The following is a 17,269-nucleotide window of genomic DNA, read 5'->3' on the forward strand; positions in this document are numbered from 1 at the left end:
GTCCGTCGCGGGAGCGGCGACAACCGGCGTCGAATGACCGCGACCGACGCCCCCACGCCCGCCCGATCCGCGCCGCACATCTGTGATGTGCTGATCGCCGAGCGCGCCCCCCGGCTGACCCGGTCCCTCGCCTGGCCGCTGGTCCGGCCGGTGCTCTACAAGCTGCTCAACTATCGTCAGGCGGTGCGGATGGCGGACGCCGTGCGGCCGCTCTCGGGCGCGGCGGCGCTGGACTATATGAGCAACCTGCTGGACCTGAAGGTCTCGGTGATGAACGCCGGGCGCATCCCGGCGACCGGACGCTGTCTGATCGTCGCCAACCACCCCACCGGCATCGCCGACGGGATCGCCGTGTTCGACGCCATCAGGGCGCGGCGGGGCGACGCCATCTTCTTCGCCAACGCCGACGCGGTGCGGGTTTCGCCCCGGCTGGGCGAGGCGATCATTCCGGTCGAGTGGGTCCACGACAAGCGCACCCGCGAGAAGACCCGCGCCACCCTTCAGGCCGCCAAGGCCGCGTTCGAGGCCGAGCGCTGCGTGGTCATGTTCCCCGCCGGACGTCTGGCGCGAATGGGCAAGGACGGCTCTGTCACCGATCCGGAATGGGCGCAGACGGCGGCCTCTCTGGCGCGCAAGTACAATGCGCCGGTGGTGCCGATCCATGTGGCGGGCCCCTATTCGCGCCTGTTCCACTGGTTCGACCGGGTGTCGCAGGAGTTGCGGGACATCACCCTGTTCCACGAACTGCTGAACAAGCGCCGCAAGGCCTTCCAGCTGAAGGTCGGCAAGCCGATCCCGCCGTCGCGGCTGGATATCGACGCCGGCAAGGCGACCTATGCGCTGAAGGCCTTCACCGAACGGGTCCTGCCCGGCCAGCCGGACGCCGACTTTGCCTGATCTGGCCCTGACCCTGTCCGACGCGGAGGCGACCGGGCGGCTGGGCGCCGCCATCGCGCCCCTGCTGGCGCCGGGCGAGTCCGTGCTGCTGTACGGCCCGCTGGGCATGGGCAAGTCGACGCTGGCCCGCGCCCTGATCCGGGCCCTGACCTCGCCTGACGAGGACGTGCCGTCCCCGACCTTCACCCTGGTCCAGTTCTACGACAGCGACCCGCCCGTGGCCCATTTCGACCTCTACCGCCTGAACCGGCCGGAAGAGGCGGCCGAGATCGGGCTGGACGAGGCGCTGGATGAGGGCTGTGCAATCATTGAGTGGCCCGAGCGGCTGGGCGACGATCCGGGTCTCTGGCTGGGGTCGGACCGGCTGGTCGTCACCCTGTCCGAACAGGGTGAGGGACGGCATGCGACCCTGTTCGCCGCGGGCGCATGGCAAGAGAAGCTGAAGGATCTGCATGTCTGACCGTGAAGCCCTGCGTCTTGAGTTTCTGAGATCCGCCGGCCTGGCCGATGCGGCGCGCGACCCGCTGCCCGGCGACGCCTCGACGCGGCGTTATGAGCGGCTGACCACGGCCGACGGGCGCTCCCTGATGCTGATGGATCAGGCCGCCAGCGCCGAAAGTCCGCCCGCCGATCCGTCCTGGACCCCGGCGCAGCGTCTGGCCTCCGGCTGGAACGCCACCGCACGTCTGTCGGCGGGCCGGATCGAGGCCTTCGCCGCCGTGGCGTCCCATCTGAAAGCCCTCGGCCTGTCGGCGCCGGAGATCCTCGCCGTCGACGCCCCCGCCGGCCTGGCCGTGCTGGAGGATTTCGGCGACGCCCTGTTCGCCCGGGTGATCGCGGACGGCGAGGCCGAGACGCCCCTCTATCTGGCCGCCGTCGAGGCGCTGGCGGTCCTGCACGAGGCGGAGACGCCGGAGCGGCTGTCGGGCGCGGCGGGCGACTGGCCGCTGCTGGTCTATGACGAGACGGCGCTGCAGGGCGGGGCCGATCTGTTTGTCGAATGGATGCCGAAGCTGGACCCGGCGCTGAGCTTCGACGACGCGGCCATCGCCGACTGGCGCCGGGCCTGGGCGCCGGTGGTGGCGCGGGGCGCGGCGGGGGCGACGGTGATGGCGCACCGCGACTATCACGCCGAGAACCTGATCCGCCTGCCGGGCCGGACGGGCGCGGCCATGGTCGGGATGATCGACTTCCAGGACGCCGTGCGCGCCCACCCGTCGTGGGATCTCCATTCCCTGCTGCAGGACGCCCGCCGGGACGTCTCTCCGGCCCTGGAGGCGCGGGCGCTGGATCACTATTTCAGCCTGCGGCCCGATGTGGACCGGGTCGAGTTCATGCGCGACTACGCCGGGCTGGCGGCGCTGAACGAGGCGCGCATCCTCGGCATCTTCGCGCGGCTGATCGTGCGTGACGGCAAGCCCCGCTACGCCGGCTTCATGCCGCGCATGTGGGCGCATCTGAACGCCAATCTGAAACAGCCGGGCCTCGAGACCGTCGCCGCCTGGTTCGACGCCCATGTGCCGGAGGCCCGCCGCAAATGACCGCTCCGAAGACCGCCATGGTGTTGGCCGCCGGCCTCGGCACACGGATGCGGCCCCTGACCAATGACCGGCCCAAGGCCCTGGTCGAGGTCGCCGGGCGGGCCCTGATCGATCATGTGCTGGATCGGCTGGCGGAGGCGGGGGTCGAGACGGCCGTCGTCAATGTCCACTGGTTTGCGGATCGGCTGGAATCCCATCTCGCGGCGCGCGGACGGGGACCGGAGATCATCATCTCCGACGAGCGGGAAACCCTGCTGGAGACGGGCGGCGGGTTGAAGAAGGCGGCGCCGCTGCTGGGCGACGACCCGGTCTTCGTGGCCAATATCGACAGCGTCTGGACGGACAACGGGGTTGATGGGGGCGACGCCCTGAATCAACTCGCGCGGTTGTGGAATCCGTCAATCATGGACGCAGCGCTTCTTCTCGCGCGGCGCGAAGGCTCCATCGGCTTCGAAGGCGACGGCGACGTCTTCCTGGCGGAGGATGGGCGGCTGACCTTCCGGGGCGAGGCCGCCTCGGCGCCCTTCGCCTATATGGGGGTCCACATCTGCAGGCCGGACTATGTCGCCGACGGGCCCGAGGGGCCGTTCTCCCTCAGTCCGTTCTGGCGCCGGTCGGCGGCGGAGGGCCGGCTGTACGGCTGCGTGCTGGACGGCGACTGGATGCACGTCGGCGATCCGCAGGCCCGTGACGCGGCCGAGGCCAAACTGGCGTGACCCCGCGATTTGATCCTTTCGGCGGCCCGACGCCGCGCTGGTTCGCGGTCGAGGCGCATCGGCCCTTCCTCGAGGATCTGGCCGCCGGGGTGCTGGACTGGCTGGGCGATCATCCGCCCGAGGCCCTGTCGGACGCGGTGATCCTGCTGCCGAACCGGCGCGCCGCCCGGGCCTTCACCGACGCCCTGTCGATGCAGTCGAAGGGGCGGACCCTGCTGCTGCCGCAGGTGCGGCCGCTGGGCGATCTGGAAGAGGACGAGCCGCCGTTCGCGCCGGGCGATCTGGAGCTGGACCTGCCACCGGCCATCTCGACCCTGCAACGCCGGTTCGAGCTGGCGCAGATGATCGTCAAGCATCACCGCGAGACGCTGACGCCGCTGCGCGCGCTGGAGATGGCCGAGGCCTTGGCGGGCTTCATGGATTCCTGCCAGATCGAGGAAGTCACGGATCCGGGACGTGTCAAAACCCTGATCGAGGGTGATCTGGCCCAGCACTGGCAGGACTCCGCCGCCTTCCTGACCATCGCCGTCGAGGCCTGGCCGGAACGGTTACAGGCGCTCGGGCTGATCGACCCGCAGGCGCGACGCGTGCGCCTGCTTCGACGGCTGGCGGAGAGCTGGACCGATCAGCCGCCGACCTATCCCGTCATCGCCGCCGGCTCGACCGGCACCGTCCCGGCCGCCGCCGCCGTGCTGGGCGCCGTGGCGCGCGCGCCGCAGGGCTGCGTGGTCCTGCCGGGACTGGACCTCGATCTGGACGACGCCGCCTGGGCCGAGGTCGCGGACCAGCATCCGCAGGGCGCGCTGAAGGCCTTGCTGGGGCGCCACGACATCATCCGCGCCGCCGTCGGCCTGTGGCCCGCCGTGGAGAGCGCCGAACAGGCCGCCGCCGGCCAGGCGCGTCGCCACCTGATCGCCGAGGCGCTGAAGCCGCCGCGTTCGACCGCCGACTGGCGCAAGACCATCGATGCGATGCAGGCGGGCGGAGGGGATCCCATCGGGGCGGGATTGAACGGCCTGTCGGTCCTGACGGGCCGGACCGAGGAGGCGACGGCCGCCCTCGCCGCCGTGCTCATGCGCGAGGCGGTGGAGACGCCGGGCCGGACCTGCGCCTTGGTCACCCCCGACGCCCAGATCGCGCGCCGGGTGCAGGCGCGGCTGACGCGCTGGGGGCTGGGCGCCGACTCCTCGGCGGGCACGCCGTTGTCGCATACGCCGACCGGGGTGCTGATCGGACTGACCGCCGAACTGGCGGGCGAGGGTTTCGGCGCCGTCGGCCTGCTGGCCCTGCTGAAGCACCCGCTGACCACCCTGGGGCTTGAGCCGGAAGACCTGGCCGCCGAACGCGAGGCCCTGGAGCTGTATGGCCTGCGCGGGCCGCATCCGACCGATTTCGCCGCTGTCCGTCGTCGGCTGGACGTCTCGGAAAAAGGGGAGCCGGAGCGGCCGCCGAGCCCGCGCGATCTGGAGCGGATTCCGCTGGGCCGCGACCTGCTGGCGCGGCTCGAGGGGATGCTGACGCCGCTGATCGCGGGGGCGGAGACGCCGCGTGGGGTGGAGGTGTCGGCCCGACTGCTGACGGTCACCCTCGAGGCGCTGGCGGGCGGGCCCGATCAGGCCTGGCGCGGGGCCGAGGGCGAGGCGGCGGCGCGTCTGCTGGCCGCCCTGATCGAGGACGGCGCGGCCTCGGCGCCGATGGACGGCAAGGTCTTCGCCGACCTGCTGAGCCGGCTGATGGATCAGGAGGTGGTGCGCACCGGCGGCGATGTTCACCCCCGCCTGCGCATCCTCGGCGCGATCGAGGCGCGGCTGGTGCGGGCCGATCGGATCATTCTGGCGGGTCTGGAAGAGGGGGTATGGCCGCGCGGCGGCTCGGCCGACCCGTTCCTGTCACGTCCCATGCGTGCGACATTGGGCCTGCCCTCGCCCGAGCGGCGGGTCGGTCTGTCGGCCCATGACTTCGCCCAGGCCGCCTGCGCGCCCGAGGTGATCCTGCTGCATGCCGAGCGGCGCGGCGGGCAGCCGTCCGTGCGCTCCCGCTGGCTGTGGCGGCTGGAGACCCTGGTGCGGGGGGCGGGCCTGACCCTTCCGGGCCTGCCCGAGGTCGAGGGGTGGGCGCGGGCGCTCGACGCGGCCGATCCGTCGCCCCCGGCCACCCTGAAGCCCGCCGGCCGGCCGGCGCCGACGCCGCCGGTCGAGGTCCGGCCGACGCGGATGTCGGTGACCCGGGTCGAGGAATGGGTGCGCGATCCCTACGCCACCTATGCCCGCTTCATCCTGAAACTGTTCCAGATGGCCCGGCCCGACGAGCGGGTGGACGCCCGTATTCGCGGCACCGCCATCCACGCGGCGCTGGACGCCTTCGGAGCCCAATGGTCGGAGACGGGCGCCGCCGGTGGGCCGGACCGGTTCGCCGCCCTGTATCAGGACGAACTGCTGAAGGCCGGCCTGCCCGAGAGCGCCCTGGCGCGGGAAGCCGTTCTGGGCCGGAACGCCGGCGTCTGGGTGACGGGCTGGGAGGCGGAGCGCCGGGCCGGACATCCGCGCATCCTGCAGGAGCGCAAGGCCGAATGGCCCATCGAGATCGACGGCCGCACCTTCACCCTGACCGCCAAGGCCGACCGCATCGAGGTGCGCGACGGCCGGCTGTCGGTGATCGACTTCAAGACCGGCTCGGCGCCCAGCCCCAAACAGGTCGAAACCGGCTTCTCGTCCCAGCTGCCCCTGACCGCCGCCATGGCGCGCGCGGGAGCCTTCGGCGCAGAGGGGCAGGGCGAACCGGCTGAATTGCTTTATGTCTCTGTAACGGGACGAAACCCGCCCGCCCGTCTGGAAGAGCGAGGCGGCGAGATCGGCGCGGCGGCGACGACCGATGTCGCGCTGGCGGGACTGATCGAGCGGGTCAGGGACTACGCCCGGCCCGTACGGGCTTATGCGTCCCGGACGGCCCCGGCCTTCGCGTCGCGCGCGGTGTCCGACTATGACCAGCTGGCGCGGGTGGCCGAGTGGTCCACCGCGGGCGAAGGGGAGGGCGAGGCATGACCATCCCTGATCCCCAGACCCTGGCGGCAGACCCTTCGGTCAACGCCTTCGTCATGGCCAATGCCGGCTCGGGCAAGACCACGACCCTGGTGTCGCGGGTGGCGCGGCTGCTGCTGGGCGGGTCGCGCCCGGATGCGGTGCTGTGCCTGACCTTCACCAAGGCGGCCGCCGCGGAGATGCAGCGCCGCCTGTACGAACGGCTGGGCAAGTGGGCGGTCGACGCCGACGGCGAGTTGCGCGAGCAACTGGGCAAGCTCGAGCAGCGCGATCCGGCCTCCTACGTCGAGACCGAATTGTCGCGCGCCCGGACCCTGTTCGCCCATGCGCTGGAGACGCCGGGTGGGCTGAAGATCCAGACCATCCACGCCTTCTGCGAACAGTTGCTGCGCCGATTCCCGATCGAGGCCGGGGTGTCGCCCCTGTTCCGCGTGGTGGATGATATCGAGGCGGAGGCCATCCGCTCCCGCGCGCGCGACCGGGTGGCCGAACGGTCTCTGGCGGGCGATCCGGGCCTGTCCGAGGCCTATGAGACCATGGCGGGCCGCCTCGACTTCCAGGCCTTCGAGGCGATGTTCGTCCGCTTCGAGGAGAAGCGCTCCGCGATGGCCGCCTGGGTCGCGGCCGACGGCGGACCGGCCACCCTGGTGCAGCGGATCGCGGCCACGGTCGGGGTCGACCGGCTGGACGACCCGGACGCGGTCGAGCTGGCGGCCATCACCCCGCCCGCGCTGGACCTCGACAACTGGTTCGCCGCCGCCGGGGCGCTGGCGGCCGGCAACGAAAAGACCGACCGGCCGATGGGGCTGAAGCTTCAGGCCGTGGCCGAGGCGATCCGCTCCGGGGACGCGCCGGTGCAGGCGGTGAAACGGCTGTTCTTCACCGCCGACGGCGAGGGCGGTCCGCGCGCCAGGATGGCGACCAAGGCCGTCCATCCCGCGACCGTCGAATGGCTGGGGGGCGAGCAGGAGCGGCTGTTCGAGGCGGTCAGTCGCGCCCGGGCCTGCCGCGTCGGCTGGGACACCTTGCACGCCGTCACCTTGGCCGGCGCCTATGCGGCGGAATACGAGGCGGCCAAGGCGGCGCGCGGGGCGCTGGACTTCGCCGACCTGATCAGCGCGGCGCTGAAACTGCTGAGCGATCAGGAGACCGGCGCGGCCTGGGTGCTGTTCAAGCTGGACGGCGGCGTTGATCACATCCTGGTCGATGAGGCGCAGGACACCTCGCCGGAGCAGTGGGGCATCGTTCGCGCCCTGACCGACGAATTCTTCCGGGGCGCGGGGGCGCGCGAGGGCGGGGTCGAACGGACCCTGTTCGTGGTCGGCGACGAGAAGCAATCGATCTTCTCCTTCCAGGGCGCGGCGCCCGAGCGGCTGCTGTTCGAGAGCCAGAGCTACCGGCGCCTGATCGAGGGCGTGGAGCGGCGGTTCGAGAACGTCCAGCTGCTGCAGTCCTGGCGCTCGACGCCCGAGGTCCTGGCCTTCGTCGACAAGGTCTTCTTCGATGCGGACCGGGCCCAGGCGCTCAGCCCCGGCCGGGGCCTGATCGGGGATCGGGTGGACGCGCGGATCGAGCATGTCGCCGCGCGGGACGACGGGCCGGGGACCATCGACATCTGGGAGGCGGAGCAGGAGGACGCGACCGAGGAGCGCCGCGCCTGGGACGAGCCGATGGACGCCGACCTGACCCGGGGCGCCCGTCGCCGTGTGGCGGACCGGATCGTGGCCGAGGTGAGGTCGCTTGTCCGCGGGCGTGAAGGCGTCCACGACAAGGCCACCCGCCAGTGGCGCGCCGCCGACTGGGGCGACGTCCTGATCCTGGTCAAGAAGCGCGGCCCGATGTTCGAGGAGATCCTGCGCGCGCTGAAGCAGGGCGGCGTGCCCGTCGCCGGCGCCGACCGGCTGAAGCTGTCGGAACACGCGGTCTTCCAGGACCTGCTGGCGCTGGGCCGCGCGGCCCTGTTCCCGGAGGACGACCTGACGCTGGCGGGGGTTCTGCGCAGCCCCCTGTGCGATGTCCCGGAAGAGGGACTGTATGCCGTCGCCCACGGTCGGCGGGGCTCGCTGTGGCGGGCGCTGCGAACACGGGCGGAGACGGAGCTGGAGGCGCGCGAGGCGGTCGCCCTGATCGCCGGCTTCCGGGCGGCGGCGCGGGACCGCACGCCGTTCGACCTCTACGCCGGCCTGCTGAACCGGGTCGATGTCCGCGGCCTGACGATGCGCCAGCGCTTCCTGACCCGGCTGGGGGGCGAGGCGGGCGACGCCATCGACGCCTTCCTCGATCAGGCCCAGGCGGCCGAGATGCGCGGCGTGCTGGATCTGGAACGGTTCTGCCACGGCCTGTCGACCCTGACCCAGACGGTGAAGCGCGAGATGGACGAGCCGCGCGGCGAGGTGCGGGTGATGACCACCCACTCGTCCAAGGGCCTGGAGGCCCCGATCGTCATCCTGCCGGACACCATCTTCGAGGAGCCCAAGGGCGACGCCCTGCTGGAGGTCGAGGACGGGGGCTTCCTGTGGTGCGGATCGGCCAAGGCGGACTGCGACGCCTCGGCCGTGGCGCGCGAGGCCCGCAAGCGCCGCAACGAGGAGGAATCCCTGCGCCTGCTCTACGTCGGCCTGACCCGGGCGCGGGATCGGCTGATCGTCGGCGGTCGCTTTGCGTCGAACCGCAAGCTGGAGAATATCCGCGCCTGGTGGGGGCCGCTTGATGAGGCGGTCCGGGCCTTGGGCGACGATGTGCGCGTGGTCGAGGGGCCGCATGGCGTCATCCGTCGCTACGGCGCCGATCCCGTCGCCCGGCCGCGCGCGGTGGCGACCACCCGGGCCGAGGTCGTCGCGCCGGGCTGGCTGGGCCGCGGCGCCGAGGACGAAACGGTCGGCCGGGTCCTGTCGCCGTCCCGCATGAGCGGTCTGGACGGAGCGCCCGCACCGTCGCCTCTGGCGCGGACCGGCCCCGGCGGGACGCTGGGCCGGTTCCGGCGCGGCGACCTGATCCACCGGCTGCTCGAGCGTCTGCCCGACATCGGCCTCGAGGATCGGCCGCACATCGCCGCACGGCTGCTGTCCCGCGAGCGGGACCTTGACGATGACCAGCGTGCCGAGATGATCGGCGCGGCGCTGGACGTGCTCGGCGATGACCGTTTCGCCCCGGTCTTCGGCCCGGGCTCCCGGCCCGAGGTGGCCCTGACCGGACAGGTCAACGGGGCGACCGTCTCCGGCCGCATGGACCGGCTGGTGATCACGCCCGAGCGCGTGCTGGTGGTGGATTACAAGTCCAACCGTCCGGCCCCCGCGCGCGTGGAGGACGCCGACCCGGCCTATGTGCTGCAGCTGGCCGTTTATGTCTCCATCCTGAGACAGCTCTATCCCCGCCACGCGGTGGAGGCCGCCCTGGTGTGGACGGACGGGCCGCAGTTGATGCCGGTGCCCGCCGCGATGCTGGATGCGGCCCTGATGCGTTGATTTGATCGCCCCCGCATCCCACATCCCCCTCAACAGGTCGGAATCACCCTAGGGTGCCCGACCGATTTTCAAGCGATACGGCCCCGCGCGGGGCCTCAGGAGAACTGCAATGGCCACCGTCAAGGTCACCGACGAAAGCTTCGAAGCCGACGTCCTGAAAGCGTCCCAGCCCGTGCTGGTCGATTTCTGGGCGGAATGGTGCGGCCCGTGCAAGCAGATCGGCCCGGCGCTGGAGCAGATCGCTGACGAACTGAACGGCCAGATCATCATCGCCAAGGTGAACATCGACGACAGCCCCATGGTCCCGTCGAAACTGGGCGTGAAGGGCATCCCGACCCTGATGCTGTTCAAGGACGGCCAGATGGCCTCGATGAAGGTCGGCGCCATGCCCAAGGGCAAGATCGTCGAATGGCTGGCGGAAAGCGGTATCGCCCCCACCACCTGATCCGTGATCGCTTTCAGGCCGGCCAGGTCGCGGGCGACGCGCCCAGCACTTCGCCGGCCAGATACAGCGAGCCGCAGATGACCACGCGCCCGGCGCCCAGACGCAGCGCCTGGGCCAGCGCCTGTTCCACCGAGCCGGCGGCGGTCGCGCCCAGGCCATGTCCGCGGGCGACCGCCGCCAAGGCCTCGGGCTCGGCCGCCGCGCCGTCGAAGCCCACGGTGAAGACCGTGGCCTCCGAGGTCCTCAGGGCCTCGAAGAAGCCTCCGGCGTCCTTGTTGCCCAGCATGCCGACGATCAGGGCCGTGGGTCGGGGCGCCTTGGCCTGTCGCGCCGCCAGCGTCACCGCCAGTGCGCGCGCCGCATGGGGGTTGTGTCCGCCGTCCAGCCAGAGCTCGGCGTCCGCGGCCCGCGCCGCCTCGCCATAGGGGCCTTCGGTCAGGCGCTGCATCCGGGCGGGCCAGCGTGCGGCCTGCAGCCCCGCGGCGATGGCGGCTTCCGGCAGGTCCAGCTCCAGCGCGGCGGCCACAGCCAGGCCGGCGTTGTCGAACTGGTGCGGGCCCGGCAGGGCGGGGGCGGGCAGGTCGAGGAAACGCTCCTGATCCTGGAAGGCCAGCCCGCCGCGCTCCGACCAGGCGTCGAAATCCACGCCCATGACGGTCAGGGGGGCGCCGACGGCCTGCGCCGCCACCTCGATGGCGGCCATGGCCTCTTCCGACTGGCGGCCGATCAGGCCGCGCGCGCCGGGTTTCAGGATGCCGGCCTTCTCCACCGCTATGCCCCGCAGGGACGTGCCCAGGAACTCGGCATGATCCAGATCGACCGGGGTGATGAGGCTGAGCAGCGGCCGCTCGATGACGTTGGTCGCGTCCAGAACCCCGCCCAGCCCGACCTCGATGATGGCCAGGTCGGCGGGGGTCTCGCTCATCGCCACGAAGGCGGCGGCGGTGGTGCTTTCAAACACGGTCGCCTCGCCCGCCACCGCCTCGATCCGGTCGAGGATGGCGTTCAGGGCGTCGTCGCTGATCAGGTCGCCCGCCAGCCGGATGCGCTCGTTGAACCGCACCAGATGCGGCGAGGTGTAGACGTGGACCTTCAAGCCCGCGGCCTCGGCGATGGCGCGCAGCAGGGCGACGGTCGAGCCCTTGCCGTTGGTGCCCGCCACATGGATGACCGGCGGCAGGCGATGCTGCGGATCGCCCAGCGCCGCGCACAGCAGGCGCATGCGGTCCAGCGACAGGTCGATGCGCTGCGGATGGCGGGCGCGAAGGCGTTCCGAGATCGGGTCCATGGCCGCGTGTCCTACGCGGCCCGGCGCTTCCCGCCCATCAGGATCGACAGGATCCGGCCGAGGGTTTCCGGCAGGTCGCCACGGGCGACGACCTTGTCGACCATCCCCTTTTCCTGGAGGTATTCGGCCCGCTGGAAGCCCGGCGGAAGTTTCTCGCGGATGGTCGCCTCGATGACGCGCGGCCCGGCGAAACCGATCAGGGCGCCCGGCTCGGCCAGATGGACATCGCCCAGCATGGCGTAGCTGGCGGTGACCCCGCCGGTGGTCGGGTCGGTCAGGACCACGACGAAGGGCAGCTGGGCCGCCTTGAGTTCCTGGATCGCCAGCGTCGTGCGGGCCATCTGCATGAGGCTGAGGGCGCCTTCCTGCATCCGGGCGCCGCCGGCGGCCGTGAAGCAGACCAGCGGCACGCCCCGGGCCACGGCGGCGCGGGCGGCGGCGATGAAGGCCTCGCCCGCGGCCATGCCCAGCGAGCCGCCCATGAAGGTGAAGTCCTGGACGATCACGACCGTCTCGGCCCCGCCGACCTCGCCAAAGCCGATGGCCATGGTGTCCTTGCGGCCGGCGGCCTTGCGGGCCGCGCTGAGGCGGTCCTTGTAGGGCTTGCCGTCCGAGAATTTCAGCGGGTCCTCGGGCACGTCGGGCGTGTCGATCGGCTCATACTGGCCGCCGTCGAAGGTGAACCGCAGGCGGGTCGGCGCGTCGATCCGCATGTGGCGACCCGACGGCGTCACCCACAGGGCGCCTTCCAGGTCCGAGCGGTACAGCATCTCGCCGCTGTCGGGATCCTTGACCCACAGATTGTCGGGCGTGTCGCTCCGACGGCTGACGATCTTGCGGACGCCGGGCGCGAAGCGCGACAGCCAGCCGCCGCGCTTCTCTTGCTGGGGTTTGTTCTTGTCGACCATCGGGGCGCTTTAGACCGTTTCCCTGACGCGCGCACCCTTCACGGCATCCGCGAGGCTGCGCACCTTCGCCAGAACGCGCGGGGCGGCGGGTTCGTTCGCCTCCAGGGCGGCGGCGACCTCGTCCACCAGAACCGAGCCGGCGACGACGGCGTCGGACACCCGCGCCACCTCGGCGGCCCGTTCGGGCGTCTTGATCCCGAAGCCGACGGCGACCGGCAGGCCCGAGGCCTTGCGCACCCGCTCCACCGCCGGGGCGACCGATCCGGCCTGGGCTTCCTTGACCCCGGTCACGCCCGCGACCGAGACGTAATAGACGAAGCCCGAGGTGCGCCGGGCGATGACGGTCAACCGGTCGTCGTCCGAGGTCGGGGTGGCCAGACGGATCAGCGACACCGAATGGGCGTCCAGGGCGTCGGTCAGGGGATCGGCTTCCTCGGGCGGGCAGTCGACCACGATGACGCCATCCACGCCGCTGGCCGCCGCGTCCCGGGCGAAGGCCTCGTGGCCATAGCTCTCGATGGGGTTCAGATAACCCATCAGGATCAGCGGGGTATCGGCGTCGCCGTCGCGGAAGGCCTTGGCCAGGTCCAGCGTGCCCTTCAGGGTCAGGCCCGCCTTGAGGCCGCGCAGGGCGGCGCGCTGGATCGGCGGTCCTTCGGCCATCGGGTCCGAGAACGGGAAGCCCAGTTCGATGATGTCGGCGCCCGCGGCGGGCAGGCCGCGCAGGATTTCGAGCGCCTCATCGCGCGAGGGGTCGCCCGCCATGACATAGGCGACGAAGCCGGCCCGGCCCTCGGCCTTGAGCGCGGAAAAGCGGGCGTCGATGCGTCGGGTGGTCATTGGGCGGGCGCCGGCGGGCCAGCGGGGTTGGCCGGGGCGGCCGGATGCTCGGCGCAGACGTCGCCCGGAATGGTGGCGAAGGCCAGGAAGGCCGGCGCGGCCGGCGCGGGAAGGCGGGTCTCGTCCGAGAAGGCCAGCATCTGGAAGCCGTCGCAGCCGCCGCCTTCCTTACGCTTCACATAGACGATCAGGTTGTTGCTGCCGCCCGCGGGCAACCAGCCCTGACGCGAGAAGGCGGCGCTGTAGGCGTTGACCACGGCGTCGATGCCGGCCTGGGTGGTGCTGACGCAGAAGGCCTGCCGGGCGACCTCGGCCTTGCCGCCACAGGTCGGGTCCGCGGTGACGCGTTCCAGTTCGGGAATCTCCACCTGCAGGGGAGCCGGCCCCGTGGGCGCGGTCTGCGCCGGGGCGGGCGTGGCGATCAGGGCCGCGACCGCGGCCAGAATGAAGGTCTTCATGTTGGTCCTAGAGTTCCACGCCCAGATGCTTCGCCACGGCGAAGATGTCCTTGTCGCCCCGCCCGCACATATTCAGCACCACATCGCCGCCCTTGCCCACTTCTTTCGCGATCTCGCCGATGCGGGCGAGGGCGTGGCTGGGCTCCAGCGCGGGGATGATGCCTTCGACGCGCGAGCAGAGCTGGAACGCCTCCAGCGCTTCCTCGTCGGTGGCGGCGCGGTATTCGGCGCGGCCGATGTCTTTCAGCCACGCGTGCTCGGGCCCGATGCCGGGGTAGTCGAGGCCGGCCGAGATCGAGTGACCTTCCAGGATCTGGCCGTCCGCGTCCTGCAGCAGATAGGTGCGGTTGCCGTGCAGCACGCCCGGGCGGCCGCCCTGGATGGAGGCGGCGTGGTCGGGACCGTCCAGCCCGCGCCCTGCGGCCTCGACGCCGATCAGGCGCACGCCGGCGTCATCGATGAAGGGGTGGAACAGGCCGATGGCGTTCGAGCCGCCGCCGATGGCCGCCACGCAGGCGTCCGGCAGCTTCTCCTTGCGGGCCAGCATGGAGGCGCGGGTTTCGCGGCCGATCACCGACTGGAAGTCGCGCACCATGGCCGGATAGGGATGGGGCCCTGCGGCGGTGCCGATCAGATAATAGGTGTCCTCGACGTTGGTCACCCAGTCGCGCATCGCCTCGTTCATCGCGTCCTTCAGCGTGCCGCGACCCGAGGTCACCGGCACCACCTCGGCGCCCAGCAGCTTCATGCGGAAGACGTTGGGCGACTGACGCTCCACATCGGTCGCGCCCATGTAGACGATGCATTTCAGGCCGAAGCGGGCGCAGACGGTGGCGGTGGCCACGCCGTGCTGGCCGGCGCCGGTCTCGGCGATGATCCGGGTCTTGCCCATCCGCATGGCCAGAAGGATCTGGCCCATGCAGTTGTTCACCTTGTGGGCGCCGGTGTGGTTCAGCTCATCGCGCTTGAACCAGATGTCGGCGCCGCCGTGATGCGCGGTCAGGCGCTCGGCCAGGTACAGCGGGCTGGGACGGCCCACGTAGTCGGTCAGGAAACCGTCCAGCTCGGCCTGGAACGACGGATCGGCCTTGGCGGCCTCATAGGCGTCATTCAGCTCGTGGATCAGCGGCATGAGGGTTTCGGCCACGAACCGTCCGCCATAGGGGCCGAACCGGCCCTCCGCGTCGGGGTAGCTGTAACTGTTGGGCAGGATGGCGTTCACGAGGCAAACTCACGCGAGGGAGCGGCGAAAATCAGGCGGACCTTGGTACGGTGGAGAGGCCGGTCCGGATGCCGTGTGTCCGAAACGGTTTCAACCCCGGTCCACAGCGTGCAGGAACGCCGCGATCCGGGCCGGGTCCTTAACACCCGGCGCGCTTTCCACGCCAGAGGACACATCGACGAGGGGCGCACCGGAAATTCGCACGGCCCCGGCGACATTGTCGGGGTTCAGTCCCCCGGCGAGGAACCAGGGTCGGGAGAACGACCGGTCCGCCAGCAGGGTCCAGTCGAAGGACGCGCCCACCCCGCCGGGCAGGCTCGAGCCCTCGGGCGGCTTGGCGTCGAACATCAGGTGATCCGCGACGGTCTCCCACGGCGCGGCCGCATCGATGTCAGCCGCGGTGCGCACCGACAGGGCGCGGATGATCCCGGCGCCGGTCAGGGTGCGGACCCGCGCCGCCCGCTCGGGGGTCTCCGATCCGTGCAACTGGATCAGGTCGGGCTTCAGGATCAGGGCGATCTCGGTCAGCAGGGCGTCGTCGGCGTCCACCGTGACGGCCACCACCTGCGCCCGGCCCCGCGCCCGCGCGAACAGGGTGGCGGCATGCAGGGGGTCGAGGTGGCGGGGGCTTTTCGGAAACACGACCGCGCCGACGAAGGCCGCGCCCCCGGTCAGGGCCGCGTCCAGCGTCTCAGGCGTCGTCAGTCCGCAAATCTTGGCCCGGGTCATGGGCGGCAGGTGCGCCCGCCGCCCGCCCCGGTCAAGGCCGATGCGACAGTCGGCGCCGTCAGCCCGCGAAGATGGCGTCGATCTCGTCCGGGGCCAGCAGCCGCCACTGGCCGGGCGCCAGGTCCGCAGGCAGGGCCAGTCCGCCCAGCCGCTCGCGGTGCAGGGCCTCGACGTGGTTGCCGACGGCGGCGAACATTCGCCGCACCATGTGATAGCGGCCCTCGGTCACGGACACCCGCGCCTCGGTCGGCGAGATGATTTCCAGACCCGCGGGCTTCAGGGGCCGGTCGTCATTCTCCAGCAGCAGCTCCCCCGAGGCGAAGCGCGCGACCTCCGTGCCGTCCAGCGGGCGCGCCAGCGTCGCGTGGTAGATCTTGGCGACGTTCTTCTTCGGTGAAATGACCCGGTGCAGCAGATCGCCGTCGTCGGTCATCAGCAGCAGGCCGGACGTCTCCTTGTCCAGCCGCCCGATGGTCGAGATGGCCGGATCGCGCCGCCGCCAGCGGTCGGGCAGGACGTCATAGACCAGGGCGCCGTCCTCCTTGTGCGAACAGGTCATGCCCAGCGGCTTGTGCAACAGGATGACGATGCCCTGCGGCGGGTCCAGCGGTTCGCCGTCGATCTCCATCCGGGTCGGCAGGTCCGGGGTCACCGGGATGCGCTTCGACACATCGGTGAGGTCCACGCCGTCCAGCACGATGCCGCCCGCCCGGCCCATGCGCGCCATCTCGGTGCGCGAGCCGTAGCCCAGCGAACCCAGCAGCTTGTCGACGCGAGCGGTCGGAGTCTTCGCCACTACTTCACCGCCTCGAACACCTTGTAGCCGCCGGCGTCCGCGGCCATCCGCACACGCTTGAAGGCCTCGTTGATGTCGGCCTCATAGGGCAGGTGGCGGTTGGCGACGAGCCACAGCACGCCGCCCTTCTTCAGCATCCCGGCGGCCTGTCGGATGAAGCTCTGGCCCAGCCGCTTGTCCTCGGCGCCGCCGTCGTGGAACGGCGGGTTGGTGACGATGAAGTCGAGGTCGCCTTCGGTCGGCAGGGTGCGGACGTCGGCCCATTCGATCGTGACCCGCGGGTCCTCGACGTTCTTGCGCGCCGCCTCGACCGCGCGGCGGTCGAGATCGTAAAGTCCCAGGGCTGTGACCTTTGCTGACCGCAGCGCCACGGTCGCCAGGGCGCCGTAGCCGCAGCCCAGATCGGCGCCCGCGCCCTTCAGCGGCGGCAGGGTCTGGGCCAGCAGGGCCGAACCGGCGTCGATCCGGTCCCAGGCGAAGACGCCCGGCTGCGACCAGGCGTCGAGACCCGGCACGAGGCGCGGGGCCCCGGCCTCGATGGCGGCGTCCAGACCGGTCAGGCCCTCGCCCCTGACCACCACGCAGCGGCGGTGGTGGGCCTTGGCGCTCTCGCCGACCTCGGCGCCGAACGCCTCAAGCTCCTTCTTCAGCCGCGAGCCGCCCTTGTCCTTGGGGGCCATGACGTCCAGTCGTCCGCCGGGCTTCAGCGCCTTCAGCGCCAGCGCCAGGGTGTAGCGCCGCTCCAGCACGCCGGGCGGGGCATAGATCATGATCGAGTCCGCCGCGCCCTCGGGCAGGGACTCCAGCGCCGTTGCGCCGGGGATCAGGGGCGAGGTCTGTGTCGCGGCGCCGGGCGGATCGAACACCGCCGGGGGGCGGCCGTAGAGAAGCGTGGTCATGCTGCTCCTCTAGCGGACCACGCTGGCC

15 protein-coding genes are annotated in these 17,269 nt (G+C 71.5%); 7 read left to right on the forward strand and 8 right to left on the reverse strand.

Translation table 11 applies throughout. The features are described 5' to 3' along the window. The first annotated feature begins 33 nt into the window (after window positions 1-33). The 7 genes from ACW174_RS06880 (at window position 34) to trxA (ending at window position 10,101) form a co-directional block, all read left to right on the forward strand. A complete protein-coding gene (locus ACW174_RS06880; RefSeq protein ID WP_492016903.1) occupies window positions 34-897 on the forward strand; it encodes a GNAT family N-acetyltransferase in 864 nt (287 codons plus the stop codon). Then, complete coding sequence (gene tsaE / locus ACW174_RS06885; protein WP_492016904.1) at window positions 890-1,357, forward strand: tRNA (adenosine(37)-N6)-threonylcarbamoyltransferase complex ATPase subunit type 1 TsaE; 468 nt, start codon at window positions 890-892, stop codon at window positions 1,355-1,357. Before ACW174_RS06880 ends, tsaE begins: the two co-directional genes overlap by 8 nt. Then, window positions 1,350-2,438, forward strand: coding sequence for an N-acetylmuramate/N-acetylglucosamine kinase AmgK (amgK, locus tag ACW174_RS06890; protein WP_492016905.1), 1,089 nt, complete (start codon window positions 1,350-1,352; stop codon window positions 2,436-2,438). Before tsaE ends, amgK begins: the two co-directional genes overlap by 8 nt. Then, complete coding sequence (murU, locus tag ACW174_RS06895) at window positions 2,435-3,154, forward strand: N-acetylmuramate alpha-1-phosphate uridylyltransferase MurU (protein ID WP_492016906.1); 720 nt, start codon at window positions 2,435-2,437, stop codon at window positions 3,152-3,154. The genes amgK and murU overlap by 4 nt, the downstream gene beginning before the upstream one ends. Further along, on the forward strand, window positions 3,151-6,195 hold the full coding sequence (gene addB, locus ACW174_RS06900; protein WP_492016907.1) for a double-strand break repair protein AddB: 3,045 nt from the start codon (window positions 3,151-3,153) through the stop codon (window positions 6,193-6,195). Before murU ends, addB begins: the two co-directional genes overlap by 4 nt. Then, complete coding sequence (addA, locus tag ACW174_RS06905; RefSeq protein ID WP_492016908.1) at window positions 6,192-9,656, forward strand: double-strand break repair helicase AddA; 3,465 nt, start codon at window positions 6,192-6,194, stop codon at window positions 9,654-9,656. The genes addB and addA overlap by 4 nt, the downstream gene beginning before the upstream one ends. A 109-nt stretch (window positions 9,657-9,765) precedes the next feature. Continuing rightward, complete coding sequence (gene trxA / locus ACW174_RS06910) at window positions 9,766-10,101, forward strand: thioredoxin (RefSeq protein WP_492016909.1); 336 nt, start codon at window positions 9,766-9,768, stop codon at window positions 10,099-10,101. Between the two features lie 13 nt (window positions 10,102-10,114). On the opposite strand, the gene ACW174_RS06915 is transcribed toward trxA, so the two are convergent. The 8 genes from ACW174_RS06915 to ACW174_RS06950 form a co-directional block, all read right to left on the reverse strand. After that, window positions 10,115-11,389, reverse strand: a complete 1,275-nt coding sequence (locus ACW174_RS06915; protein ID WP_492016910.1) for a bifunctional folylpolyglutamate synthase/dihydrofolate synthase — start codon at window positions 11,387-11,389, stop codon at window positions 10,115-10,117. 11 nt (window positions 11,390-11,400) lie between these two features. Next, entirely contained in the window at window positions 11,401-12,297 is an 897-nt protein-coding gene (locus tag ACW174_RS06920; RefSeq protein ID WP_492016911.1) for an acetyl-CoA carboxylase carboxyltransferase subunit beta, read from the reverse strand. A gap of 9 nt (window positions 12,298-12,306) precedes the next feature. Next, a complete protein-coding gene (trpA, locus tag ACW174_RS06925; protein WP_492016912.1) occupies window positions 12,307-13,137 on the reverse strand; it encodes a tryptophan synthase subunit alpha in 831 nt (276 codons plus the stop codon). After that, entirely contained in the window at window positions 13,134-13,595 is a 462-nt protein-coding gene (locus tag ACW174_RS06930) for a hypothetical protein (RefSeq protein ID WP_492016913.1), read from the reverse strand. Before ACW174_RS06930 ends, trpA begins: the two co-directional genes overlap by 4 nt. 7 nt (window positions 13,596-13,602) lie before the next feature. Next, window positions 13,603-14,817 (reverse strand): tryptophan synthase subunit beta, encoded by a 1,215-nt coding sequence (trpB, locus tag ACW174_RS06935; RefSeq protein WP_492016914.1) that lies wholly within the window; start codon window positions 14,815-14,817, stop codon window positions 13,603-13,605. A 90-nt stretch (window positions 14,818-14,907) separates the two neighbouring features. Next, window positions 14,908-15,546, reverse strand: a complete 639-nt coding sequence (locus tag ACW174_RS06940; protein WP_492016915.1) for a phosphoribosylanthranilate isomerase — start codon at window positions 15,544-15,546, stop codon at window positions 14,908-14,910. Window positions 15,547-15,604: 58 nt separating this feature from the next. Next, entirely contained in the window at window positions 15,605-16,342 is a 738-nt protein-coding gene (locus tag ACW174_RS06945; protein WP_492016916.1) for a pseudouridine synthase, read from the reverse strand. Further along, a complete protein-coding gene (locus ACW174_RS06950) occupies window positions 16,342-17,241 on the reverse strand; it encodes a class I SAM-dependent methyltransferase (protein ID WP_492016917.1) in 900 nt (299 codons plus the stop codon). The genes ACW174_RS06945 and ACW174_RS06950 overlap by 1 nt, the downstream gene beginning before the upstream one ends. Between the last annotated feature and the right edge of the window lie 28 nt (window positions 17,242-17,269).

Source organism: Brevundimonas sp. AVps31 (assembly GCF_058681355.1).